The organism is Pedobacter jaeyakensis (assembly GCF_054461315.1).
Genome location: NZ_CM136921.1, coordinates 2,586,046 through 2,609,708 on the forward strand (window position 1 = coordinate 2,586,046; position 23,663 = coordinate 2,609,708).

Consider the following 23,663-nt stretch of genomic DNA (forward strand, 5'->3'; position numbering starts at 1 on the left):
TTTAACTTATCATGAATATCAACAACTTAAAATCTAATTTATCAAGAGGATTTATTGTTTCAAACCTATTTGCCATGGTTGCGGTTGGATGTTTAAAGTACCTTAGTTCTGGGCAAAGCGGCTCCCAAAACAGTGCAAACTTGATTTTTTCAACTTTTATCATCGTGCCATTTGTAATGGGGATTATCAACGCTTGGTTTTGGAATAAAATTGAGACGGTTCATAAGACAAAAACATTTGGCTGGTACTCCGTTTTGAATAGTCTGATAGCCATATTTTTAAGTGCCGTTTTTTTGGGAGAAGGCGTCGTTTGTCTGCTCATTGTTTCACCCTTGATTTTTGCACTGAATTTTACTGGCTTAATTATCGGCAAGATGATGTTTAGGAAGAAAAATAATACCCTTAATGTAAGTGTGTTCTCTATCTTACTCCTGGTATTTCTGGTTGATTCCATATCTGAACATAGTTATGTTAATCTGGTTGCTGATGAGGTGGTGATCAATGCCTGCCCGGAAGAAGTTTGGAAGCATGTAGTGGCGTTTGAAAAGATTGAGGAGAAGCCCAAATACTGGTTGTTCAACGTTGGAATGCCAAGCCCGATGCAAACCACTGTTGATGGTTATTACGAAGGGTCTGGCCGTAAGTGCATATTTAGCAACGGTTATGTATTCGATGAGAAAATTGTAACCTATCAGCCCAATAAAAATCTCACATTTGATATTGTTGGTCAGCCTTTAGATCCGGAAATTATGGGCCATATAGATATTTTGCGCGGACAGTTTTTATTGAAGGATAATAGGGACGGAACGACAACCCTGGTTGGAAACAGCTGGTACCGATTGCATGTTTTCCCAATTTGGTATTATGATATTTGGGCTAAAAGTGTGACCAGAAATGTACATTTGAGGGTGATGGAACACATAAAGGAGTTGAGTGAAAACTAAAAGTTTCTTTTCTTTAGTGGTGCGTTATTTGGGCTTTTTTAAGCGCCTACCTTTGTTTCCACATGTCTTTGATAGTTTATTGATGCTGTTGACTTTATTGACCAGACCTTATTTGCTAGATTGGTTTGACGAAATTGAAAATGAAGTTTTAAGTTGGGAAGATACCTACACCAGCTTGCATAAATATGGCGGCTTGCAATTTAATGCAAAGGGAAAGGAGATTGGACATTTACACGGAAATGGTCTTCTTGATATACCATACAGCAGAAAAGCAAAGGCACTGTTGTTAAAGGATGGGAGAGTTGAAGCCCATCACGTATTTCGGCAATCAGGCTGGATAAGTTTTAACATCATCAATTATGATGATAAGAGGTATGCTGTTGAGCTGCTGGAAATTGCCTACAACTTAAAAGTGAAGTAGAATAACTGTAGTAGATTTACAGCTTAAAGGTTCATGCTCTCAAAATAAATATTTCAAAAAGGTTGTCTTTTTATCTTTGAATTAAGGAGTTTGGTTACATAGGTAAATAATATATATGACAACAACTACTCGTTACATTGATCCATTAACAGATTTCGGTTTTAAGCACTTGTTTGGCAGCGAGCCCAGAAAGGAAATGCTGATTGAATTATTGAATGCCCTGTTTGAAGGCGAAAAACACATTATCGATTTAAGTTATGCTTCGACGGAACATGCCGGTGAAACAAGCAATGAAAAGAAAGTATTTTTCGATCTGCGTTTTACTGGTGAAGATGGAGAGCATTTTGTAATCGAAATGCAAAGGAGTAACCAAATTCACTTTAAAGATAGGTGTATTTTTTACTTATCACGTTTAATAAGCGGTTTATTACCCAAGGGAGAGACCCCCTGGAATTCACCACTGGAAGAAACTTATTTAATTGCAATTATGGAATTTGCATTTAGGGATGGCAATAACAATTACCTCCAACACGTAGCTTTGATGGACAGAGAAACAAAACAAATTTTTTACGACCGCATGGGTTATAAATTCCTTGTTTTGGCTAACTTTGATAAAGAGGAAAACGAGATTGTTTCTAAAGTAGACCAATGGTTTTATTTTTTAAAGAACTTGAGTCACTTAGAAAAAATTCCTCACTTTTTAGACAAACGTGTTTTTCAAAAACTATTTGATCTTGCTGAAATGAATAAACTAAATCCAGAACAACAGGCGCTATACGAATCAGACCTTAAAGCCAAATCAGATTATTACGCAAGTATCCAATATGCTGCCGTTGAGGCTAAGGAGGTAGGCAAAATAGAGGGTGCAATTGAAAAAGCAAAGGCTATAGCCTTAAAAATGGTAAAAAGAGGCGATGCAGTCAAAGATATCAGTGAAATTACCGGCCTTACCACTCAACAAATCGAAGATTTAAATTACTAACAGCCTTAAGAATTTCTATCGCTTTGGGATTCTGACCTTAAATCCAGAAGAGACTGTCGTGCAAGTATCCATTACGCTGCCGTTGAGCCTAAAGCTGAAGGTAAAAAGAGGGTGGCTATGAAAAAGTGAAAAGTATAAAGCTTGATTGAATAAACCTAAGGAATTCTGCTTAGAGAAAAGGTGAGGATAAAACAGGATGCTGGTTAAAGGCATCCTGCATAGTAATCGATTAGTAATGGATTGCGAAATGCTAACCGAATTTCCCGGTAATTGTATACTATTGTATTTCGATATCACTAAATTAGGTGTAAGGGAGTTAATACATGGTTGATTATACTACATATACTGATCAGGAACTTGTGGCTTTGCTGAAGCATGGCGATAGGTTGGCGCTTGCTCAGATATTTGAAAAGTATAACGACTTGTTGTATGCGCATGCGTATAACAAACTTCGCTTAAAAGAAGATGCCAGAGATATTGTGCAGGATGTTTTTGTGAAGCTTTGGAATAGGCATGAACGACTGGAAGTGACCAGCAACTTGCCCGGGTATTTGTTTATGATGACCAGGAACGCCATTTTTTCTCATTTGGCACATAAAGTTGTGGTAAGCGATTATGCAGAATCCTATCAACGTTTTAAGGAAGAAGGAGAGGCGGTTACAGATCACCTGATTAGAGAAAAGCAGCTCGCAGCCATCATTGAGAAAGAAATTGCAGCACTTCCGCCGCGGATGCGTGAGGTTTTTGAGCTCAGCAGGAAAGAAAATCTGAGTAATAAGCAAATTGCGGAACGGTTGGGGATCTCGGAAGCAACGGTAGCGGACCAGATTAAAAAGGCATTGCGGCAGTTGAGAATTAAGATTGGCTTGGTACTGGTATTGGCGTATTGGTTTATGCCGTAAAAATACTCCCTTCTATTTCCCCAGAATTTCTTCGCTGTGCCTGATGATTTCGCGGACAACCTCATCCAATTGCGCTGTGGATTTTTTGAGGTTAGTAAATATTGGTTTTTTCTGAAGTTCCTGATATTCAGTGATAATAAGCTCTGATAGGGCCATGATATTGGTCAACGGTGAGCGGATTACATGCGCTTGCATAAATGCAATTTCCTGTAACTTTTGATTTTGATGTTTGATTTCATGTAAATGGTTGACTTTTTCTGTTGTATCCACAACTGTGACCAAGCGTGAGGGTTTTCCCTGATATAGGACACTGGTCCATTTAATATCTACATAGCATACGTCCCCGTTTTTTTTGATGAGTTTCTGTGAAGCCGAAGTTTGGTGTGTGTCCTGTTGTATCTTACTCATAGACAACAATTCGTCCTGCGTATATCCGTATACATGAATGGCTGCCTCATTTGCTTGTCGTATTTCGTTGGATTCGATGTCATAAATCCATTTGGGCAGTGGGCTTAAAAAGAAGAGGGTTTTATAATAGGCTTCAGATTCCGCTAGTTTTGTATTCAGCTCAGCCACTTCATTCAGTTTATTTTGAAGTCTGCCGAAGAGAAGCGCTTCTTTAAGAATGGAACGGTCGAGATTGACCAGCGTTTGCCTAATGATCACGACCGTAATGACATTCAAAAACATCAAATTGGAGATAAAAAGCATAAATGGCCCAAGTGTAATGGTGAACGGAATCCAGCTTATCTTGTAATAGATACACGCAGCCATCGTGTTAAATATCAATAAATTGACCAGTATGCTGAAATAGGCATGTTTCCTAGAGTATTGATAGGCAACGAAAATACTCACGCCGAAAAGATAAATCGCGCCGACAAGGTAGTAACCGAAGACCAGCGAAGAGGCCATGGAAAATATTACGGCAGCCACGATAAGGATGAGCCTTTTGTTCTTCAAATGGATATTTCTGCTCAACAACAGCACGGTTACCATTGCAATTGTGAAAATATCGAAGCAGGCAACTACGTAGTGACCCGTGTCCGCTTCGATTACAAGACAGGGAATTAGTGCAATAATGCTAAATGGGATAAGGTAAATGGTTATGGATGCAAATAGCTTGTTTTGCCAGCTTTTTAATGTGTTCCTGGCAGTAATTGGCTCAATTTTGAAGCTGTTGGCTACGAATGACTTATACCATGTCCAGGTAGTTTGAAGATTAGGAGCAGTAATTTTCAATTTATAGGGATTTAGCCGTAAAGTTAATAATTGTAACGTAACGTTATTCAAAACTATTGGTTTTTTAACTATGACGGCCTAAATAACAACCATTCCTTATTGGAACAGTTGTCTAAGCTTTTCTTGTAATCTTCAAAATTGCACAGTTTTTTATAGGCATGCGAGATCAACAGTCCTTTATACCGGTGATAGATTTGTTCGAAGGCCTCATGATCCCCTGACTTTAAAAGCAGGACGAGATCATCATCCCCCGTGTTTTTAAGGTCTCGCATGCTACTGGTTTAGTGTGTCAACACAAAACTAGCTAAAAAAATTCGTTGATCAATATCGCTGTGGCTTGTGGTGTTTTATTGCTGTCGTTTGGAGAACCCATTTCGCCAAAGAACTGTCCATGTGTGCCAGGCAGAACGATAAGGCTGGCACCAGGTATTAAACGCGACATGGCTAAAGTATGTTCAACAGAGATCACATCCTGATCGGCCACCATGAAAAGCGCAGGCGCTTTGATGCCGGCTATTGCGTTGTCGCTGATGTCTTTGAAATCGATCATGCGCTGTTTGTCCTTGTTAAACATGTTTAACAAACCTTCCTGACTAGGCGTAACCCTTAAATAGGCATCCTTTAGTGGCTGAGGCATTGAATCAAAAGCAGCAGTTTTCATGAAATCGAAAAAGCCGGTCATGAAGCCCTCACGTTTGTAAGCACCAGACATGATGACCATTTTGTTGATGAGCTTCGGATGCCTGATGGCGATTTGGAGGGTGGTGGTGCCGCCATTGCTAAAGCCAATGATGTTAGCCTTTTGCACTTTCAGATACTTTAGTAAAGCAGCCACGTCATCTGCATCTTGCTCAAAAGATTCAGGCGAATTACGATCGGACGTGCGGCCGTGGGCCTGAAGCTCTACAGCGATCACTTTGTGAGTAGTGGCAAGTAAGGGCAACAGGATACCAAATGAGGTTTCAATGGTAGAACCACCGCCATGAATGAGAACTATGGGGATTTCGCCCTTGCCATGGATTTCATAATACATGTTGATGCAATTGATGGGGGCGTGGGTTGAGGTGACTGAAGTTTCCATTTTCTTTGTAGGTTTTTGTGCGAATGCCGGAATGAAAATACATAACATAGCCGTCAATAAGAGGAGCTCTTCGCGAGTAAACAATCTCATGATTTGGTTAATTGTTGAGTTAAATAAGCTTGCAGCTTTTCGCCGTTCTGTTTCAGGCCTTCGGCAGCATTGTGCGCTTTGATTACTGCCTGGAAATTCTCTGCCGTATCGAAGAGCATGTGCCAGTTGAGTTGAGTTTTTTCGCCGTCTGCTTCAAAATCGATAGTGGCTATGATGTGTGGGTTGAAATGCTCATAGCTGATGCGTTTAAACTCAACCACTTCGATGAAGTAGCTTTTATTGGGGTAATCGGTTCCATCGGGACCATGCATAATTAAGTTCCAACTGCCGCCGGGTACTAAGTCCATTGTGGTTATGGTATTGGTAAAACCATTCGGTCCCCACCATTTGGCAATGTGTTCGGGCTTGGTCCACACTTCCCACACGAGTTCGATAGGGGCGTTAAGAGTTCTGATTAATCGCAGTTCACGGTCTTTGGTATTACTTTCCATGCTTTCTTTCTTTTTTAAGTTTATCTAAATAGGTTTCCAGGTTGTCCAGTTTACTTTCAAAATGCTGACGGTATTGATCTACCCAATGCGCTACTTCGTTTAGCTGACCCAGTTGTGCTTCACAAACGCGCTCCCGCCCAACCTTTTTCATTTTGAGCAATTCGCATTCTACCAGGATCTTAATGTGGAGGGATATGGCTTGTCGGCTTACATCGAAGCTTTCGGCAATGGCATTCACATTTAATGGCTGTTCGGCCACCATGCTGATGATTTGTCGGCGGGTAGGATCGGCAATGGCCTGGAATACATCTCTTCTGGTTAACATTATGCAAGTATATGCTTGCAAATATAAACGCAAGCATTTACTTGCGCAAATAAATTTTCATTTCGTATCCCCGATTGTGATTTCTGAACAGTCTTACTTATATAAAGCCAAAAAAGGATGCCTGAACAGGAAGAAGAGTTTAGATTGCTGTTAAAAAAATACGAGGACGGTCGTTGCAGTGCAGAGGAAATAGCATTGCTGGAAAGCTGGTATTTGGATTTACATAGAGAAAAAAGGCTGAGCTTGAGCAGGGAGGAACTAGATGAGGCGACCCCAAGGATGTGGGAGTCGATAGCCCAACGCATTGGCGAGAGGAAAACTGTAAAACTATGGCCAAGAATAGCGGTTGCAGCAGCAGCAGTTGCGGCGATAGTGTTTGGCGTATGGATGTATAATTACAGCAATTCTGAGGTCCTGAAACCAATTCAGGATGACGTAGCAGTAAATGATGTAGCACCTGGCCGGAGCGGAGCAACGATTATGCTTGCCAATGGAAAAGTGATTGAGCTGAGTGGAGCGAAGAAGGGGGTATCAATTGGTTCGAAGAAGTTAAAATATATTGACGGAAGCGAGGTTGATACTATCATAAGGAATCCTGATAACCAAGAGGTATTTCCTTACAATGACGACAGTGAGTTTGACCAGCACAGAAGTAAGAACGCGCCAGTCCTGACCGCAAGTACAGCAAAAGGCCAAACCTACGAGTTCACTTTACCAGACGGAACACATGTTTGGTTGAACGCAGATTCAAAGATCACTTTCCCTTCTCAATTTATTGGAAGGGAACGCAAAGTTTTGCTAAGTGGCGAGGCCTACTTTGCAGTGAAGCATAATGCCAAACAACCATTTAGGGTAGAGAGCACTGGTGCAGATGGTAAAAGTCAGATTGTAGAAGATATAGGAACAGAGTTTAATATAAACGCATATCTGGACGAACGCAGTATAAAAACAACCCTTGTGGAAGGAAGCGCTAAAATATCCTCTTTGTCATCCAGAGCGAAAGCGAAGGATCTCATTTTAACCCCCAACCAACAAGCTATTCTAACTAATACCAACTTAGCTACTCGACAAGTAGATGTATCAGAAGTGGTATCCTGGAAGGAAGGGCTATTTGCTTATAACAATACTACTTTAGAAGAAGTTATGCGGCAAACTGCGCGATGGTATGACATTACTATTGTTTACGAAGAAGATGCCTTAAAGCAAAAGAAGCTTAGTGGAACAGTGACTCGGTATGATAACCTATCCAGTTTATTGAAAGCCATCAGTTATACCGCGAATGTTAATTTTAAAATAGAAGGGCGTAAGCTCTTGATCAAAAGATAATCAACCTAGAACCAACCGAATCCTAAACCAAGAACCAAAAAGATGAAAAGAAATTTACGACAGCAAAATTAGTGCAGCGTTAGGTGCTTAAAGAAAAAGCGTAACTCCGAGTGCAATCGGAATCACGCCTAAAGCTTGAGTTAACCTTTCCCGAATCCAGACTTACATCAGGATGCACGGGATAAACAATTTGGACAACCGTTTATTATCAACTCAAACCGAACACTAAAGTATGAATAAATATGCTTTATACCTAGGTATGCGCGCAAAGCGAATACCTGCTAACCTATTATTAATAATGAAGCTCACCACTTTCCTATTAATGATTGCGCTGGCTCAAGTCAGCGCAGCCACGTTTGCCCAAAAGCTTACCTACAGTAAGCAAGGCGCAAGCTTAAAAGAGATTTTTGCGGAGATCAAAATACAAACTGGCTATAATGTATTGTACTCCCCAGATCAGATTGACCCTTTTAGAAAGGTTAACGTAAGTTTTAAACAAGCGAATCTTGATGATGTGCTGAATAAATTGATCAATGCGAAGACACAAGAGTATTCGATAGTTGATAAGAATATTTTGATCAAGGAGAAGGAGAAATCTTCTCTGGATAACCTGAATGCCCGATTGCATGTGATTGATGTACGCGGCCGGGTGGTAGATGAGAATGGATCGCCGTTGATCGGCGCATCTATTAAAGTGATGAATGGAAAAGGAGGAGCGACAGCAGGAAGTGATGGTAGGTTTGTGGTTACCAATGTAGATGAAGGGGGCACGCTTGTTATATCTTTCATAGGTTTCGTAAATAATGAAGTTAAGGCATCAGCAGATTTGGGTGACGTCACTCTTCATTTAAGCTACAGTAAGTTAGATGAAGTACAAGTTATAGCGTATGGAACAACATCCAAAAGATTAAGCACAGGAAATGTTACCAGTATTAAATCAAAAGATATCGAAAACCAGCCGGTTAACAATCCTTTATTAGCTTTGCAAGGACGTATACCCGGACTGACAATTACTCAAGCGACAGGTTATAGTGGAACATCTGTTATAGTTAGGATACAAGGACAAAATAGCATAAGGAACGGAAATAATCCCTTCTATATTATCGACGGTACCCCATATCTATCTGCGCAGTTTCCAAGTGGAAATATTCTAAAAGGTGATGCCAAGGAGCCTGCTATTAATGGTGGTAACGTTTATGATAATCCTTTAACTTACATTAATCCAAATGATATTGAGTCGATCGAGGTCTTGAAAGATGCAGATGCAACTGCAATCTATGGATCCAGAGCTGCAAATGGCGCAATTTTAATTACTACCAAGAAAGGTAAGACTGGAAAACTGGATGTAAACTTCAATCTTAGAAACGGCTATGGAAACGTAGCCACAAAATCAAAAGCGCTGAGTACACCACAATATCTGGAGTTAAGAAGAGAGGCATTGAAAAATAACGGTTTAAAACCTGATCCCCATATAGATTACGATTTGTTTGAAGATTATGGTTGGAGTGCCGACAGAAGTACCGACTGGCAAAAGGAATTAGTAGGCAATACTTCAAGCTACAATGATTTACAATCTTCAATTTCCGGAGGAAACGAGTATGCCCGCTATTACTTGTCTGGAACTTATCATGGTGAAACTACAGTATTGCCATCAAATTTTTCTGATCAAAAAGGGTCACTTCATTTAAATATTGATGCATACTCTCCCAATAAGCGCTTTGGTGTTGAATTCTCAGGAATGTATTTAAGCGACGTAAATCAGTTACCGGGCTATGATCTAGCAAGTGTCGCGATGACATTGCCACCAAATGCTCCTCAACTATACAATAGTGATGGTTCAATAAATAATGCGCTTGACGATAATGGAAATTCAACTTGGTTTTATACTGGAAATCCTGCGTCAGCCTTAAAGCAACGCAATAAGACAGTGGCAACAAATTTACTTGGAAATCTATCATTAAGTTATAAAATCCTGAAGGGTTTGAATTTAAAAAGTAATTTCGGATATAACAGGTTTTTGACCGATGAATCTTCTCAAACCCCTAAGTCTGCATTGCCATATGTAGCGCAGGCGGACGTACCTCGAACTTCATCATTTCGAATAAATAAAAGCACTTCGTATACAATCGAGCCGCAGTTATCTTATCTCACGAATATTGGAAGTCTGAGATTGGAAACTCTACTTGGAGGGACTATCCAAAACAGTGGGGCCTCAAGTAATCAAATCACGGCTACAGGATATGGCAGTGATGATCAAATGAGTACTTATGCGGGTTCTACAAATTTGTTGATTGGGTATGACGTATACAACAACTATAACTACAATGCCATTTTTGGGAGATTGAATTTGAATTTTAAAGATAAATATATTCTTAATGCCACTGCAAGGACAGATGGTAGTTCAAGATTTGGCGGCGCAAACCTTTATCACACATTTGCTAGTTTAGGTGGTGCATGGCTTTTTTCAGAGGAAAGTATTTTAAAAGACAATCCTTATTTATCATTCGGAAAGCTGCGGTTAAGTTATGGAACAACTGGAAGCGACCAGATAGGAAATTACAAATTTTTAAGCCTTTATGGCCCAACTCCGGTATTCGGAATGCCTTATCAAGGTATTAACGGTTTATTGCCACAAGGACATTCAAACCCATATTTACAGTGGGAAGAAACTAAGAAGTTGCAGGCAGGTATCGACTTAGGATTTTTCAACGACAGGTTTTTAATTTTCGTCAATTATTTCAGAAATCTTTCTTCGAATCAATTGCTGGATTACAAACTTCCGTCCGCCACTGGATTTTCGTCAGTAACCACAAACTTTCCTGCTTTAGTTAGAAATACTGGTTGGGAACTGTCGCTAACTTCTACAGTTATGAGGTTTAAGGAACTAAACTGGACCGCAAATTTCAATTTCACATCTTCCAGAAACATTCTGGCGAAGTTTGATAATTTGGAAACGTCAACAATATCGGCCGACTATATTTTAGGGAGACCGTTGCAACTAGTCAAGTTGTTCCCCTTTGAAGGGGTTAATTCCGCAACAGGGGCATATCAATTCAGAACAGTAAATGGAGAAGTTACTTCGCAGCCGAATTTCAATGTCGACAGGACTGTACTTGAATCTTTAGATCCAAAGTTTTATGGTGGTTTTCAAAATACTATAGGTTTTAAGATGATCTCTCTTGATTTTCACCTTCAATTTGTTAAACAGAAAGGATACAATAATATCTTCGGTTATTATCCGGGATATTTTTCAGGAACAACCGGGAACCAGCCTGTTTATGTTTTAGATAGATGGCAAAAGCCCGGCGATCAAAAGTTAACGCAACAATACGACAGTAATTTTAGCCTCAGGGGAGAATACTACAATGCAACGGTAAGCAGCGCGGCATTTACTGATGCCTCCTTCCTACGTCTTAAAAACATTACTCTAAATATTCAGGTTCCACAAGCCTGGACAGAGAAACTATATGCGAAGAATCTATCAATTTTTGCCAGTGGTCAGAACCTGTTAACATTCACTAATTATAAAGGTTGGGACCCAGAGACCAGAAGTTCAAATTCATTACCTCCGTTAAGACTTATTGCTTTCGGAATAAAAGGAACGTTTTAAAATCTTCAAAGATGAAAAATCCATTGAAACAAAACTATAAGGTATATGTACCCTTATTCTCTTCAGTTATCACAAAGCAACTGAGGTTATCTTTACTATTGACACTAATTACAGGATGTGTAGCATCGTTACAAAGTTGCAAAAAACAACTCGAGGTAGATGCACCTATTTATAATGTTAATGAGGTGAATGCTTACGATACAGATGCATCAGCCAGTGCAGTTCTTGCAGGCATTCTTCAAGTTACCAGCAAAAACACTTTCTGGAAGATATCCACACTTTCAGGACTATCTGCTGATGAACTAAATATTTTCACTACGAATACTTCTGATACAAAAGATCTTTATTATAAAAATGCGCTGGATCCAAAGTATGATTTTTTATGGTCGGAGCTCTACGGATTTGTGTATTATACAAACTCCGCCATAAATGGTCTTAATAAATCAACTAAACTTACGCCTACGGTAAAAAAACAATTACTTGGCGAAGCAAAATTTCTTCGTGCTTTCACTTATTATTATCTAGTAAATTTATATGGAGAAGTACCTCTTATTCTTCAAACGGACTATCAGACAAACAGTTTGGCCCCTAAGAATTCTATAGGAGAGGTTTATAGTCAAATCATTACTGATTTACTGGATGCACAAAATGATCTGAGTATAGACTATCTGGACGGATCCGTTTTAAAACCTGCAGCCGAAAGAGTTCGTCCAACTAAATGGGCGGCAACAGCACTACTTTCGCGGGTTTATATGCATACAAAAGCTTATGATAAAGCAGAACTAGAGGCTACAAAAGTGATTAATGCCAATATATTTCAACTGGTTCCTTTGAATGAAGTATTCAAAAAAACAAGTCAGGAAGCAATCTGGCAACTTCAAACAGTAGATTATCAGCAGGTTACTAATGATGGTTTCTATTTTATTTTACCTTCCACCGGACCCAATGGTGAACACCCGATATATTTAAACACCCGACTGGTTAGTGCTTTTGAAGCTGGAGATCAAAGAAAAGCCAATTGGACAGCTTCGGTTACCATTGCGGGCAAACCTTATTTTTACGCTTTCAAATACAAAGAGAATGCAATTTATCAGCCTTCTTCAGAATATCAAACTATTTTCAGGCTTGCAGAAGTATACCTTATACGTGCAGAAGCAAAAATTAGGCTCGGAAAGATTCAAGAAGGTATAACAGACATAAATGAAGTTAGAGCAAGGGCCACAGATGCCAGTGTTGCCCTTTCTGATCAACTTAAGCAACTATCTGGTAATCTTGGTTCAGATGCAGCGTTAACTGCAGTTTTACATGAAAAGCAAGTTGAGTTATTTACTGAACTTGGTCAGCGTTGGTTTGATCTAAAGAGAACCGGACTGGTTAATCCGGTTATGACAGTAGTAACGCCGGAAAAGGGAGGAATTTGGAATTCAAACTGGCAGCTTTATCCTATTCCCAACTCTGAAATTCTTGCGAATCCAAATTTAAGACAGAATGTTGGTTATTAACTTTACAAAAATGAAAAACCTAATTTTATTAGTGGGCGTGATGTTACTTAGTTTCTCCGTTCGCAGTCAAGAATCATCTATAAAATCATTGAGCACTGCGGATTCTTTGAGTAAGATCAATAAAAAAATAATTGAAATGCTAGATAACCTTGATAAAAAAGACTTAGATACTACAGGTATAAATCTTGCTTTGACTAATAACTTTTTTTATGATGTTGTATTTCAAAATTCATCAGACAAGAAAATCCTGAATAGAAGTATAAAGTGGATGAGTAAGCTGGTAAAATATACTGCTTACGATCAAACAAATCTAGACACCTACGCAAACCTGCTCTATAAAGCTGGCAAAGTTAAAAAGGCAATTGAGGTAGAACAGCATGCATTGGAGTTGGAACTAAAAGAGGCAAAATTACAAGGTCGAAAGCCCGATACTTCTTACGATGAAATCATCAAAAAAATGAAGTTAGGAATCAAAACTTGGAAATAGCATGGAAATCAAAATTGCACTTTACTTTTTTTTATTCTCATGTCTTATATGTTCAGCTCAAAAACCGCCAATAGATTCCAATGCCTTCTCCAGATGGGAGCAGGTATCTGATTTGAAAATGAGCGCAGATGGCAAGTTTGTAGCTTATCGGCTCGCCAGTAAAACTTTATCGAAGCTTGTCATTAGTAATGTTGAAACTAATGTTTCTGATACACTAGACAACTTAAAGTTGGGGTCGGGAATTTCATTTACCGATGACAGCAAAACAATTATCTTCCTCAGAGAGGATAATTGTTTAATGATAAAAAAAATAGGTAATGATGTTTCTGACTCCGTTAAAAATATAAGTAATTTTAACCTGATTAACATAAAAAACGAACAAATTATTATCCTACGAAATTTTGAAAACAGGATACAGATAAAAAACCTTACAAACCGAAACGAGGAGATATTTATTTATGTAAAGAACTTTGAGCTTTCTAAAGACAAAACCAAAATATTTATAACTCAAAAGGGTTTATCGGGGAAAGAACAACTTGTGAAGTTTGATTTAGCAACCCGGAAAAAGGAAGTGATTTGGCAAGGAGATGAGCTTATCCAGTTCATATCAACCAATGATAATCGAATTGTATTTCTTTTAACCGTTGACAAGCTTTCAAATTACAAAAAGGTTTGGTCTTATAGCAGTAGTTCCAAGTTAAATCCAATTGCGATAGAAGTTAAAAGTGGACATGAAATTGCCGAATTGATAGGGTTTGATTCAAAACTCAAGCACCTATATTTTCAACTTAATGACAATTTAGAAATTTCAAATAAACCAATCAGCATTCCCACAAAAGTTACTGTTTGGAATAAAAACACCTTTAAATTTTCTTTAGATGAAGTTAACGATGTTAGATCTCCTGTAGTTGGTACTTATGATATAAAGTTTGCCAAAACTAAATATCTGAATTTACCTGGCGAAAAAGTTCAATTGTTTCTTGGCAGCAAATGTGATTCAATGGCAATAATCACTCGGAGTGATAAGAAAGTATATTTAATATCACTTATAAATGGAAGAAAAACCTATCTGAGTGATAAGTATAATTTTTATATGCTTTCTCCGGCTGGTAAATATTTACAATGTTCATTTGGAAACGAACTGGCACTTTACAATTTAAAGAAGCATGCATGGACCTCAGTAAATGATCTTCTTCCACGTGCAGCTAAAAAGAAAGATGAAAATGGTGTAATGAAGTCATTATTACACTTTTTTTTCCTCTGGGAGCCTGATGATAAAACACTGTTAATTGGTGATGGATATGATATTTGGCAGGTTTCTCCAGGTCATGAGAATATTCCGATAAATCTAACTAATAGTTATGCTTTTAAGAATAAAATGAGGTTTGAGCTTCTTCAGGGAAGCGCTGACAATTATATTATTAATGATATTAATCAGACCATTTTACAATCCTTTAATTATAATAATAAAGAAATAGGATTTTACAAGTTTGGCTACTCGAAAAACACCGATCCTACTGAAATCTTCTCTGATAATTATTTTGCTCCTTTGGTTACAAAACGGCCTGACGGAAATTATATACTATTTGTTCAAAAAAGTGATTTGTCGCCAAATTATGTGATGACAAAAGATTTTAAAGCCTTTAAGCAATTGACATTTAATTATCCGGAAAGGTCTTATAATTGGTTAACATCTGAGTTGCTTAATTACCGGGCATTGGACGGTGATTCAATCCAAACAATTCTCTATAAACCGAAAGACTTTGATCCTACCAAAAAATATCCGGTGATTATACATGTTTATGAAAAAATGACTCAGGATTTGAACTTATTTATTCAGCCAGAGGCTTCTAATGGCGCGCTGAATATTCCATGGTATATTAGCCGGGATTATATAGTTTGCACACCTGATATTAATAAGAAAGCCGGTAAACCTGGGATTAGCGCGTATAACAGTGTTATAGGACTTACAAATGCTTTGAAATCTTGTACATATGTTGATACATCCAAAATAGGCTTACTTGGTCACAGCTATGGTGGATACGAGGTAAACTACATCGTAACACATTCTAATGCTTTCGCAGCTGCGTATGCTGGAGCCGCAACATCAGACTTCATTAGTTCATATGGATCAATTCGGGGAGAAGGCGTGAGTAATTCGTTTGCTTATGAACATGGGCAATACGTTATGGATAAACCAATTTGGGCCGATCCTCAAAGTTACATATCCAATTCTCCAATATTCTTTGCAGATCGTGTTTTAACCCCCATGCTGTTAATGAATAACAAATCTGACGGCTCTGTACCATATGAGCAGGGAGTCCAATTTTATCTTTCATTAAGCCGTATGAATAAGACTGTATGGTTATTGCAATACGATGATGAGGGTCATACTATCATACGTCCAGATAATCAAATGGACTTCACTATAAAAACAACTGAATTTTTCGACCACTACCTCAAAGACAAACCAATGCCAGATTGGATGAAAGTACACAACTAATCCCTAAATTCCTGTAATAGAAATTGTACTCATGCATTACGAACACCCCGCGGTGCTCCTTCTGCATAGACCAATTGCCGTTTTGCTGGTCAGTCGCGGAAAGGGAGTATTGCGGATAGGTTCGTATCGGGTAGCGCTCCAGCCCGGCCGAGTGTTTTTACTTCGGCGGGAATTAAAAATACACCTAGATGGAAATTCGCTGACGGGCCTTTTCTGGAATTTCAAAAGGTGCTGCTGGACCATTATTTAGTTAGTAGTTTAACGCTTCCAAGCATGGTCATCTTTTATCAGGATTTGCCTTTGCCATTTTTGGATGTGCGGAATAAGGCTGTACCTTTTTTGAAGAATTTACTGTCGCAATTCATCTCTTAGTTGGGAAATGGCTTCGCCTTTGGCCTCTGTTTAGCAATATTGCTTCATGTTATTTAGGCACATCAACAGAAATGATTTATTGTTATCGCATAATCAAGAAAATACGGAAAAGCCCCATCGGATTGCCCAGTTGATCGATCAGTTTTACGTGCAGGAGCGGAGCTATACTTTTAACTTGATCAATTGGGCATCTCGTCAGTGATTTAAACAAACTGGCTAGGCAGCTTTATGGCAAGCGCTTCGGTGAAGTACTACTAGTCAGGGTTTGGTTTTTAGGCTGATTTGATGCAGGCTGATGTGAAAAAGCCCATCAAGGTAATTGCATGGGCTTTGAGTTATCGGTGTAAGAGGTATTCTGCCGCTGAGTTTAGGAATCAGTCGGCATCTGGCGGCGAAGGATAAGCGCGCTGATTAATGCGACAACCAGGCCTATAGGTAATACCTCCGCATAGGTGATCAATACAACCAATAACGGACTTTTATACATTTCTTTTAAGTTGTTGAGTTCGGCAGTTTTAGCCGGCACATCAGAAGCAGCGCATTTGTTGAGTACACAGTTGCTATAAACGTCTATAAAATCTGGTACGAAGAGGTAATAGTAGACGAGCCAGATGACCACATACATAGTTGAGGCAGTAAGTGCGACTAAAGCCCCGGTTTTAAGTGCCCTGCCAAACGTAATGTAGCCATCCAGATATTTGTTGCGGTAATTCCGTACCGCAAAAAAGATGAGGGAGAATACCAATACCATTGCGGCGTAGCCGACAACATCATTACTTTTGTAATTGGGGTTGGTGTACATCATGTTGACCATGATGATCATGTTCGCGCACAGGAACAGGCCTACTAGTAAGCCAAAAATGAATACGTTTTTTTTCATACTGTTGTTCTTAAATTATGCGACAAAACTATATTGTGGCTTTCGTTTTCTACTCATACTTTAGTATCAAATTTACTTTTTTGGTACTTTGGTACTAAGTATGGGCGCTGCTATGCTATGATATTTAACCGCTTAGCCATCTCTATGGTTTGGGTTCTGCTTTTTACATTCATTTTGCTAAACAGATTTGATACGTGGGTTTTAACCGTGCTTACCGACAGAAATAATTGTTCTGCAATATCTGCATTGCTATAGCCTTTGGCCAGTAGCTGCAGAACTTCATACTCCCGACTGCTGAGTTTTAGTTTGTCTAACTCGCGTTGGTTGATTTCGGTTTGTGCCGGTTTTTCTACGACTACAGTTTGAACTTTGGGTTTAATAATTTGTGAGGCTACCCAAATGCCTAAGGCGGTAAAGAAGACTGCGATAAGACCCACGTAGATTTCTATAGCGTTATCTGCAATGAGGAATTTCCATTGCATCCATTTTAAGGCAAAGACCAGAATGGAAAGGGTTAAGCCATACAAGGCAATGTGCTGCAAATTTTTTGAGAAGGCCATTGTTATCTTTTATGATCTTAAGTTAAGATAATTGTAGTATTTAATATGTAACAGTTAGCTATTGTTTCCAAAATGCCTTATTATTTTGCCAAACCTTAATCATACTTCTGTTTTATATTAAACGATATTGTGGTTTTTATTGAGGGAAACCTCTTTTACAGACCAAGTATGATAAAACAGTTTTTTATAAGTCTTAGGATATCTTTAGTTTTCGTAATCCTGATTGGTTTTGGTTATACGGGTCAAGCAAGTATTGGTCTTAATCCTTTACCCACGGTTTTTTACATCAATCCAATCACTGGGAGCGATTTGAATGCCGGAGTTTCTAAATTAAAGCCCTGGAAAAGCTTTGCTCCAGTTAATAAACGGCAACTTTTAGCAGGCACTTCGATTGAAATTTTAGCCGGCGGTGATTTCAACCAATCTTTGTGGATTAAAGCCAAGGGCAGTAAGCAATTTCCAGTGAAGATTAGGTTTGCCCCTGGGAACTATCATTTTTATCCTGATGGTGCTGAGCAAAGACAATTGCAAATTACCAATACCAACGACCGCCCTTATGAGCCTAAGGCCATAGCCTTGTTTTTCGACAGCTGTCAGTTTATACAACTAAGTGGAGCAGGTGCAAGGTTAATCCTCCACGGTAAAATGTTGGAGACTTTTGTAAATCACTGCGATAATATTTCGATTTCGGGACTGGTTTTTGATTATAACCGACCCACGGTTTCGGAATTGCAAATTACCAATGTTGGGAATGGTTATGCGGATGCGGTAATACACAAGGATTCTAGATATAGTATAACGGATAGTGTGATTACCTGGATTGGTGATGGTTGGCAGTATAAACCTGACGGGTATTGGCAGGTTTTAGACCCTTTAACCAACAATTTGAGCCGTATAGGTATGCCGATGGAATCCTTCCGCTTTGCGCAATTGGATGGCAGAAACGTACGCATATTTTTTAAAAAGGATGTGGGTTTTAGAAAGGGTTTGATTTACCAAAACCGAGATGTAACACGCGACTGTGCTGCTTTTTTTATGCTGTACAGTAAAAATATTGCGCTGGACAATGTTAGGCTATATTTTATGCATGGCATGGGCATAGTAAGCCAGTTTTGCCATAACGTGATGATGAAGAGGGTAGTGGTGAAGCCAGATGAGCGATCTGGTCGGACGAGTGCAGCCTGGGCCGATATTTTGCACTTCGCCGGTTGCAGCGGCAAAATTGAGGTAAGTAATTGCTACCTCAGCGCGGCTAATGATGACGCGGTTAATGTTCATGGGATTCATCTTCAAGTTACGGAGCTAATGAAGGACAATAAGGTGAAAGTGAAGTTTATGCATAGCCAGACTTATGGTTTTGACGCATTTGCGCCTAAGGATTCTGTGGCTTTTATTGGCAAGGAGAGTTTGCTTTCCTTACAGAATAATCAAGTGCTGGCGGTAAAGCGTTTAAACGATAAGGAGTTTGTGCTGACTCTGTCTAAGTCGGTTTCTGCTTCTGTAAAGTTAGGGGATGCGATAGAGAATGTAACTGCTACGCCAGAGGTTTGGATCCACCATACGACGATTACCCGCATCCCCACAAGGGGCATATTGACCACCACCCGCCGGAAGGTATTGATTGAGGACAATACTTTTGATAATACCCACATGAGCGGTGTGTTTATTAATGATGATGCCTCGGGATGGTTTGAATCTGGGATGGTTAAGGATGTAACGATAAGGAAGAATTGGTTTTTGAATTGCGGGGAACCGGTGATTAGTGTACATCCTGAGAATACTGTTGTGCCTGGTGTTTTAGCGGGGAGTTCTACAGCGGTGCATTCGGGTATTAAAGTTTTGGATAACCAGTTTTGGTTGCATGCTGGGCAATTGCTGGAAGCCAAGAGTACAAAGGATATCAGTGTTTCTGGCAACAGGATTTATTATGGTGGTAGCGCAGGGATTGAGGAGTTGTTGAAGTTTGTGGATTGTACGGGGGTTGTGGTTGCCGATAATCAATTGTTAAAACTTAAGTAGTTTGTAGGCTAAGGTGCGATGCCATTATTGATGGCAAAAACAACGTTCGAGATGATGACAGGATGGATGAGGATCTTAAAAGTTAAGCTAATTTGGAGAAATCTTCCGCTGTATCAATGTCAATATGACCTAGTGGAAATTCAATTAGGCTAAGCTGATCTGGTTGAGCTGCTATGATCTTTTTTGCCCCCTGGTCCCCTGTGAGTGCCAGCAATTGATGGTAGAGTGTTTTGTTGAATAATACCGGCGTACCGATTGTGTCTCCGTACTGGCAGGCAATGATGGTTTTACTGGTTTGTATTCTGCGTTGGAGCAAACCATCAAAGATTTGACTATCGATAAAAGCTTGATCAGCCACTGTGATGATGATGTCTTCTAAATCCGGCTGCTGATGGAGCATCTCGGAAATTCCGGTGGCGATACTTGAGGACATACCTTCCTGCCAATTGTGGTTAACTACATAGGTGATATCTGGATGGTGGTGTATTTTACTTATTTCTTCAGCGTATGCGCCCAAAACCACAACAATTGGTCTGCACGAGGTATTCAATGCCGTGTTGCTAACGTTTTGCAACAAGGTTTTGCCACGGAAAACTAATAACTGCTTTGGTTTGCCCAGTCGGCTTGAACTCCCGGCTGCCAGAATGATAATTCCAGTACTCATCAATGCCAACTAGTAATGTTCGTGAATGGGGGCATTTTTATTCTTTAAGGAGCCTGCAGCCGCGCCGGTGAAGACCGACTTGATTTCGGCGAGAATGGCAATGGCGATTTCTTCTGCGGTTTCTGCCCCGATGTCAAGGCCAATTGGCCCATGAATCCTGGTTTCATTCTCGGCACTGTAGGCGCCTAACTCTTCCAGCATCCTGATCAGTTTCTTTTTTGGTCCGAGTGTGCCGATATACGCTGCGGGAGTGTGGAGCAAATATTTAAGGAGTTCCAGATCGTAATTGTAATTGTGGGTCATGAGTACAAAGGCCGTCTGCTCATCGATATTGATTTGTGGAATCAACTGATCAGCTTTGCTGACCAAAACCCTGTTGGCCGTAGGGAAGCGGGCGGATGTGGCATGTGCTGGTCTGCCGTCGGCCACGGTAACTTCCCATCCCAAGCGGGAGGCCATTTCGGCAAGAGGCTGCGCATCGTTTCCGGCCCCGGCGATGATGAGCGCAGTTGGTGGATGAAGAAATTCCAAAAAGGCATCTACTGGCTGTGCTTGAAGGTTATAAGACTTGAAAGCAGAACTTTCAGTATTTAAGCCATTTACCGCATCTGGAATGATTTGTTCATTTAAGTCGGCCGGCAATGTACTCAAACTAGCTTTTTCCCGGTAAAGGACTGCGGTTCCTAATTGATTGGAACCGTTGAGCGAAAATAAGGTAACCAAAACTGCATTTTCGCGCTGTGCCTCCAAGGCAGTGAGCAGGCTGATCGGGTTGGTTTTAAGCTCAGGTTTAATGGGTTCAAAAAGAATATAGACAATGCCGTTGCAGCCCAGCTGTACACCCAGTTTGGCATCGTCCTCATCAGTTGTATCATAGGTGACCAATTTGTTCTCCTGCTGGTGGATGGCTGATAATGCTTTACGCAATGCATCGCCTTCCAGACAGCCCCCGCTAATGGCACCGGTTAAAACACCATCAGCTGTGATCAGCATCCTTGCACCTGGCCTCCGGTAAGAGGAGCCTTCGACTTTGACCACTGTAGCCAATGCGGATTTGAGGCCAGTCTTGGTAGCCTGATGATAAGCATTTAAGATGTCTTTGATTTCCTTCAAAATGGTCTTAACTAAATGCTAAACGGATTTAAGATCAAAAGGCAGTTTGCGTATGCGTTTGCCCGTCAAATCAAATATGGCATTGGTTAACGCAGGGGCGAATGCAGGTAAACCAGGTTCGCCCATACCACCGGCTTCTGCATCGTTTTCCATGATGTGGACCTCGATGGGCGGAATGTCTGTAATCCTCGGCATTTTGTAATCGTAAAAGTTTCGCTGTTCAACCATACCATCTTTAAAGGTAATTTCGTGAATGGTGGCGGCACCAATGGCCATGACCACACTACCTTCAACCTGTGCTTTGATGATGTCTGGGTTGACGTACCAGCCACAATCTACCACTACCCAAACTTTATCGATGTGAATACCGCCGGTTGGAGACTTGGAGACTTTAACAATATGTCCAACAGTACTGGCGAAACATTCTGTAATGGCCAAGCCGTAACCGGAGTTCTTTTTTCTGCTTTTCCAACCGGAGAGCTCTTCCATTTTATCCAGCAGGTGCTGGCTTCTTTCGTCTTTTAAGTGTTGCCTTCTCAGCTCCAGCGGGTCTCTTTTAGCCTTGTGGGCAATTTCGTCCAGAAAGCTCTCGTAAGCAAAGCCGTTGGTGGACGCATAAACCGAACGCCAGAAACTGGTTGGGATAGGTGTTTTGAAAGGGACATCTGCAAAACTGATGTTTTTAATGCTATCATAATAGGGCTTTAAAAAGCCTTCAGTAGTGCTTCTGTTGGGTTTACCGGTGTCGCCACCCCTCCAGTGGTCGTTGTTTTGACCGGCCATTCTAAATTTAAGCGCAGCGATATCGCCGTTTTCTACCGCACCTTCGCAACGATAGGAAATACCTGGTCGGAAAGGCCCTTGGGTGGCATCGTCTTCACGCGACCAAACCACTTGTACGGGTGCACCGATTTCTTTAGATACCATGACGGCCTCGTAAGGATAATCTGGCATGGCCTTGCGGCCGAAGCCACCGCCCAGAAACGTCATGTTTACCGTAACATTCTCTCTGGCGATACCCAATTTTTTGCTCACATAATCCTGGATCCAGCTGGGTGCCTGAACTGGTCCCCAGATCTCCACTTTATCTCCCTGGACATGCGCAATACAATTTACCGGTTCCATGCAGCTGTGCGCCTGGTAGGGCGTTTCGTAAACCACATCTAATTTATCTGTAGCCCTGGCGAGAATGCCGTTTGGATCGCCCTGCGTTTTTACAGAGAGGCCTTCGCTGGTGCTGAGCAATTCGCGGTGGCGACTGTAGATTTCTGGTGTGCTGACGTGGTCAAAGCCGGTATCATCCCATTCTATTTTTAACGCTTTTTTGCCCTGCATGGCTGCCCATGTGGAATTGGCGACTACGGCTATACCTTCGCGGTCTGTATACCAAACACCCATTACTACTTTGAAAACGTGGGAGACGCCCGGAACCTTTAAGGCTGCGGAAGCGTCAAAGCTTTTGACTTTTCCGCGTAATCTTGGGTTGCGTTCAACCGCGGCGAACTTTAGTCCGGGGATTCTTTTGTCGATCCCGAAAACGGTTTGCCCTTTGGTTTTCATCGGTGTATCACGACGGTGGTTACCTTTACCAATGACTTTATATTCAGAACGTGCTTTTAATTTAACTTCTTTTGGAGCCGCAATTTTAGAGGCCTCTACTACCAACTCACCATAATGAAACTTTTTGCCAGAAGGCTTATGGAATACTTGTCCGAGTTCTGCGTAACACTCGGTGACAGGAACATTCCAGCGTGCTGCGGCTGCCATAATCAGCACCTGGCGTGCAGTGGCGCTTAACTTTAGGAGGTTTTTGTAACCGCCTCTGATGGTGGAGCTGCCACCGGTAAGCTGGCTTCCGTATTTCTTTTCATCACCCTGTGTAAGCTGAATATCTACTCCGTAAAGGTCTACCTCCAGCTCTTCGGCAATGATCTGTGCAATGGAATGGTAAACACCCTGACCCATTTCTGCGCGGTGACAGATGAGGGTTACTTTGCCGTTGGTATTGATGATGATCCAGGCGGCCAGAGCTACATCCGCATCTGCCTGGATGTCTTGTTCATTGTGGATGACCTTGGTTTCGCCGGAGGCATATAAACCCAGGCAAAGTGCGGTGGTACCTAAACCTGCAATCCTTAAGAAATTTCTTCTGGACAGGTGCTCAACTTCTTCTGATACTGACATGTTCTAA

20 protein-coding genes are annotated in these 23,663 nt (G+C 40.6%); 10 read left to right on the plus strand and 10 right to left on the minus strand.

The window, feature by feature from the left end:
* The first annotated feature begins 11 nt into the window (after positions 1–11).
* From ACXZ1K_RS11570 to ACXZ1K_RS11585, 4 genes are all read left to right on the plus strand, one after another.
* Complete coding sequence (locus tag ACXZ1K_RS11570) at positions 12–944, plus strand: SRPBCC family protein (RefSeq protein WP_458969824.1); 933 nt, start codon at positions 12–14, stop codon at positions 942–944.
* The gene (locus ACXZ1K_RS11575) at positions 934–1,365 is read left to right on the plus strand and encodes a luciferase domain-containing protein (RefSeq protein WP_458969825.1); all 432 of its coding nucleotides are present in this window, start codon (positions 934–936) and stop codon (positions 1,363–1,365) included. Before ACXZ1K_RS11570 ends, ACXZ1K_RS11575 begins: the two co-directional genes overlap by 11 nt.
* Before the next feature lie 115 nt (positions 1,366–1,480).
* Positions 1,481–2,347: an Rpn family recombination-promoting nuclease/putative transposase gene (locus tag ACXZ1K_RS11580; RefSeq protein ID WP_458969826.1), complete on the plus strand. Its 867-nt coding sequence runs from the start codon at positions 1,481–1,483 to the stop codon at positions 2,345–2,347.
* 323 nt (positions 2,348–2,670) lie between these two features.
* Positions 2,671–3,249, plus strand: a complete 579-nt coding sequence (locus tag ACXZ1K_RS11585; RefSeq protein WP_458969827.1) for an RNA polymerase sigma-70 factor — start codon at positions 2,671–2,673, stop codon at positions 3,247–3,249.
* Positions 3,250–3,261: 12 nt separating this feature from the next.
* Here the strand turns inward: ACXZ1K_RS11585 and ACXZ1K_RS11590 are convergent, their stop codons facing one another.
* The 5 genes from ACXZ1K_RS11590 to ACXZ1K_RS11610 form a co-directional block, all read right to left on the minus strand.
* Positions 3,262–4,488 (minus strand): nitrogen regulation protein NR(II), encoded by a 1,227-nt coding sequence (locus tag ACXZ1K_RS11590; protein ID WP_458969828.1) that lies wholly within the window; start codon positions 4,486–4,488, stop codon positions 3,262–3,264.
* Between the two features lie 68 nt (positions 4,489–4,556).
* Positions 4,557–4,760, minus strand: coding sequence for an RNA polymerase sigma factor (locus ACXZ1K_RS11595; RefSeq protein WP_458969829.1), 204 nt, complete (start codon positions 4,758–4,760; stop codon positions 4,557–4,559).
* Between the two features lie 32 nt (positions 4,761–4,792).
* Entirely contained in the window at positions 4,793–5,659 is an 867-nt protein-coding gene (locus ACXZ1K_RS11600; RefSeq protein ID WP_458969830.1) for an alpha/beta fold hydrolase, read from the minus strand.
* Positions 5,656–6,111 (minus strand): SRPBCC family protein, encoded by a 456-nt coding sequence (locus ACXZ1K_RS11605; RefSeq protein ID WP_458969831.1) that lies wholly within the window; start codon positions 6,109–6,111, stop codon positions 5,656–5,658. The genes ACXZ1K_RS11600 and ACXZ1K_RS11605 overlap by 4 nt, the downstream gene beginning before the upstream one ends.
* Positions 6,101–6,436 (minus strand): ArsR/SmtB family transcription factor, encoded by a 336-nt coding sequence (locus ACXZ1K_RS11610; protein ID WP_458969832.1) that lies wholly within the window; start codon positions 6,434–6,436, stop codon positions 6,101–6,103. The genes ACXZ1K_RS11605 and ACXZ1K_RS11610 overlap by 11 nt, the downstream gene beginning before the upstream one ends.
* 117 nt (positions 6,437–6,553) lie before the next feature.
* Here ACXZ1K_RS11610 and ACXZ1K_RS11615 point away from each other — a divergent pair, with 117 nt between their 5' ends.
* The 5 genes from ACXZ1K_RS11615 to ACXZ1K_RS11635 all read left to right on the plus strand — a co-directional run bounded on the left by ACXZ1K_RS11615 (position 6,554) and on the right by ACXZ1K_RS11635 (position 15,864).
* A complete protein-coding gene (locus tag ACXZ1K_RS11615; protein WP_458969833.1) occupies positions 6,554–7,762 on the plus strand; it encodes a FecR family protein in 1,209 nt (402 codons plus the stop codon).
* A gap of 298 nt (positions 7,763–8,060) precedes the next feature.
* Positions 8,061–11,372, plus strand: coding sequence for a SusC/RagA family TonB-linked outer membrane protein (locus tag ACXZ1K_RS11620; RefSeq protein WP_458969834.1), 3,312 nt, complete (start codon positions 8,061–8,063; stop codon positions 11,370–11,372).
* Between the two features lie 11 nt (positions 11,373–11,383).
* Positions 11,384–12,874, plus strand: a complete 1,491-nt coding sequence (locus tag ACXZ1K_RS11625; RefSeq protein WP_458969835.1) for a RagB/SusD family nutrient uptake outer membrane protein — start codon at positions 11,384–11,386, stop codon at positions 12,872–12,874.
* A gap of 10 nt (positions 12,875–12,884) precedes the next feature.
* Positions 12,885–13,361: a hypothetical protein gene (locus ACXZ1K_RS11630; protein ID WP_458969836.1), complete on the plus strand. Its 477-nt coding sequence runs from the start codon at positions 12,885–12,887 to the stop codon at positions 13,359–13,361.
* 1 nt (position 13,362) lies between these two features.
* On the plus strand, positions 13,363–15,864 hold the full coding sequence (locus ACXZ1K_RS11635; RefSeq protein WP_458969837.1) for an alpha/beta hydrolase family protein: 2,502 nt from the start codon (positions 13,363–13,365) through the stop codon (positions 15,862–15,864).
* Between the two features lie 739 nt (positions 15,865–16,603).
* On the opposite strand, the gene ACXZ1K_RS11640 is transcribed toward ACXZ1K_RS11635, so the two are convergent.
* Positions 16,604–17,116 (minus strand): DUF4199 domain-containing protein, encoded by a 513-nt coding sequence (locus ACXZ1K_RS11640; protein ID WP_458969838.1) that lies wholly within the window; start codon positions 17,114–17,116, stop codon positions 16,604–16,606.
* A 110-nt stretch (positions 17,117–17,226) separates the two neighbouring features.
* Positions 17,227–17,676, minus strand: a complete 450-nt coding sequence (locus ACXZ1K_RS11645) for a response regulator transcription factor (RefSeq protein WP_458969839.1) — start codon at positions 17,674–17,676, stop codon at positions 17,227–17,229.
* Positions 17,677–17,844: 168 nt separating this feature from the next.
* Here ACXZ1K_RS11645 and ACXZ1K_RS11650 point away from each other — a divergent pair, with 168 nt between their 5' ends.
* Positions 17,845–19,695, plus strand: a complete 1,851-nt coding sequence (locus tag ACXZ1K_RS11650) for an alpha-1,3-galactosidase-related protein (protein ID WP_458969840.1) — start codon at positions 17,845–17,847, stop codon at positions 19,693–19,695.
* An 82-nt stretch (positions 19,696–19,777) separates the two neighbouring features.
* On the opposite strand, the gene ACXZ1K_RS11655 is transcribed toward ACXZ1K_RS11650, so the two are convergent.
* From ACXZ1K_RS11655 to ACXZ1K_RS11665, 3 genes are read right to left on the minus strand one after another with little or no spacing between them, the layout of a single operon-like run.
* Positions 19,778–20,359, minus strand: a complete 582-nt coding sequence (locus tag ACXZ1K_RS11655) for a nucleotidyltransferase family protein (protein ID WP_458969841.1) — start codon at positions 20,357–20,359, stop codon at positions 19,778–19,780.
* 9 nt (positions 20,360–20,368) lie between these two features.
* On the minus strand, positions 20,369–21,472 hold the full coding sequence (locus ACXZ1K_RS11660) for an XdhC family protein (RefSeq protein ID WP_458969842.1): 1,104 nt from the start codon (positions 21,470–21,472) through the stop codon (positions 20,369–20,371).
* Between the two features lie 18 nt (positions 21,473–21,490).
* The gene (locus ACXZ1K_RS11665; RefSeq protein WP_458969843.1) at positions 21,491–23,656 is read right to left on the minus strand and encodes a xanthine dehydrogenase family protein molybdopterin-binding subunit; all 2,166 of its coding nucleotides are present in this window, start codon (positions 23,654–23,656) and stop codon (positions 21,491–21,493) included.
* Between the last annotated feature and the right edge of the window lie 7 nt (positions 23,657–23,663).

Coding starts and splice junctions, on each gene's coding strand:
- ACXZ1K_RS11645 (WP_458969839.1), bottom strand. CDS start 17,676: ATGGCCTTCTCAAAAAATTTGCAGCACATTGCCTTGTATGGCTTAACC.
- ACXZ1K_RS11595 (WP_458969829.1), bottom strand. CDS start 4,760: ATGCGAGACCTTAAAAACACGGGGGATGATGATCTCGTCCTGCTTTTA.
- ACXZ1K_RS11600 (WP_458969830.1), bottom strand. CDS start 5,659: ATGAGATTGTTTACTCGCGAAGAGCTCCTCTTATTGACGGCTATGTTA.
- ACXZ1K_RS11635 (WP_458969837.1), top strand. CDS start 13,363: ATGGAAATCAAAATTGCACTTTACTTTTTTTTATTCTCATGTCTTATA.
- ACXZ1K_RS11580 (WP_458969826.1), top strand. CDS start 1,481: ATGACAACAACTACTCGTTACATTGATCCATTAACAGATTTCGGTTTT.
- ACXZ1K_RS11640 (WP_458969838.1), bottom strand. CDS start 17,116: ATGAAAAAAAACGTATTCATTTTTGGCTTACTAGTAGGCCTGTTCCTG.
- ACXZ1K_RS11620 (WP_458969834.1), top strand. CDS start 8,061: ATGAAGCTCACCACTTTCCTATTAATGATTGCGCTGGCTCAAGTCAGC.
- ACXZ1K_RS11650 (WP_458969840.1), top strand. CDS start 17,845: ATGATAAAACAGTTTTTTATAAGTCTTAGGATATCTTTAGTTTTCGTA.
- ACXZ1K_RS11570 (WP_458969824.1), top strand. CDS start 12: ATGAATATCAACAACTTAAAATCTAATTTATCAAGAGGATTTATTGTT.
- ACXZ1K_RS11665 (WP_458969843.1), bottom strand. CDS start 23,656: ATGTCAGTATCAGAAGAAGTTGAGCACCTGTCCAGAAGAAATTTCTTA.
- ACXZ1K_RS11585 (WP_458969827.1), top strand. CDS start 2,671: ATGGTTGATTATACTACATATACTGATCAGGAACTTGTGGCTTTGCTG.
- ACXZ1K_RS11605 (WP_458969831.1), bottom strand. CDS start 6,111: ATGGAAAGTAATACCAAAGACCGTGAACTGCGATTAATCAGAACTCTT.
- ACXZ1K_RS11610 (WP_458969832.1), bottom strand. CDS start 6,436: ATGTTAACCAGAAGAGATGTATTCCAGGCCATTGCCGATCCTACCCGC.
- ACXZ1K_RS11655 (WP_458969841.1), bottom strand. CDS start 20,359: ATGAGTACTGGAATTATCATTCTGGCAGCCGGGAGTTCAAGCCGACTG.
- ACXZ1K_RS11625 (WP_458969835.1), top strand. CDS start 11,384: ATGAAAAATCCATTGAAACAAAACTATAAGGTATATGTACCCTTATTC.
- ACXZ1K_RS11615 (WP_458969833.1), top strand. CDS start 6,554: ATGCCTGAACAGGAAGAAGAGTTTAGATTGCTGTTAAAAAAATACGAG.
- ACXZ1K_RS11630 (WP_458969836.1), top strand. CDS start 12,885: ATGAAAAACCTAATTTTATTAGTGGGCGTGATGTTACTTAGTTTCTCC.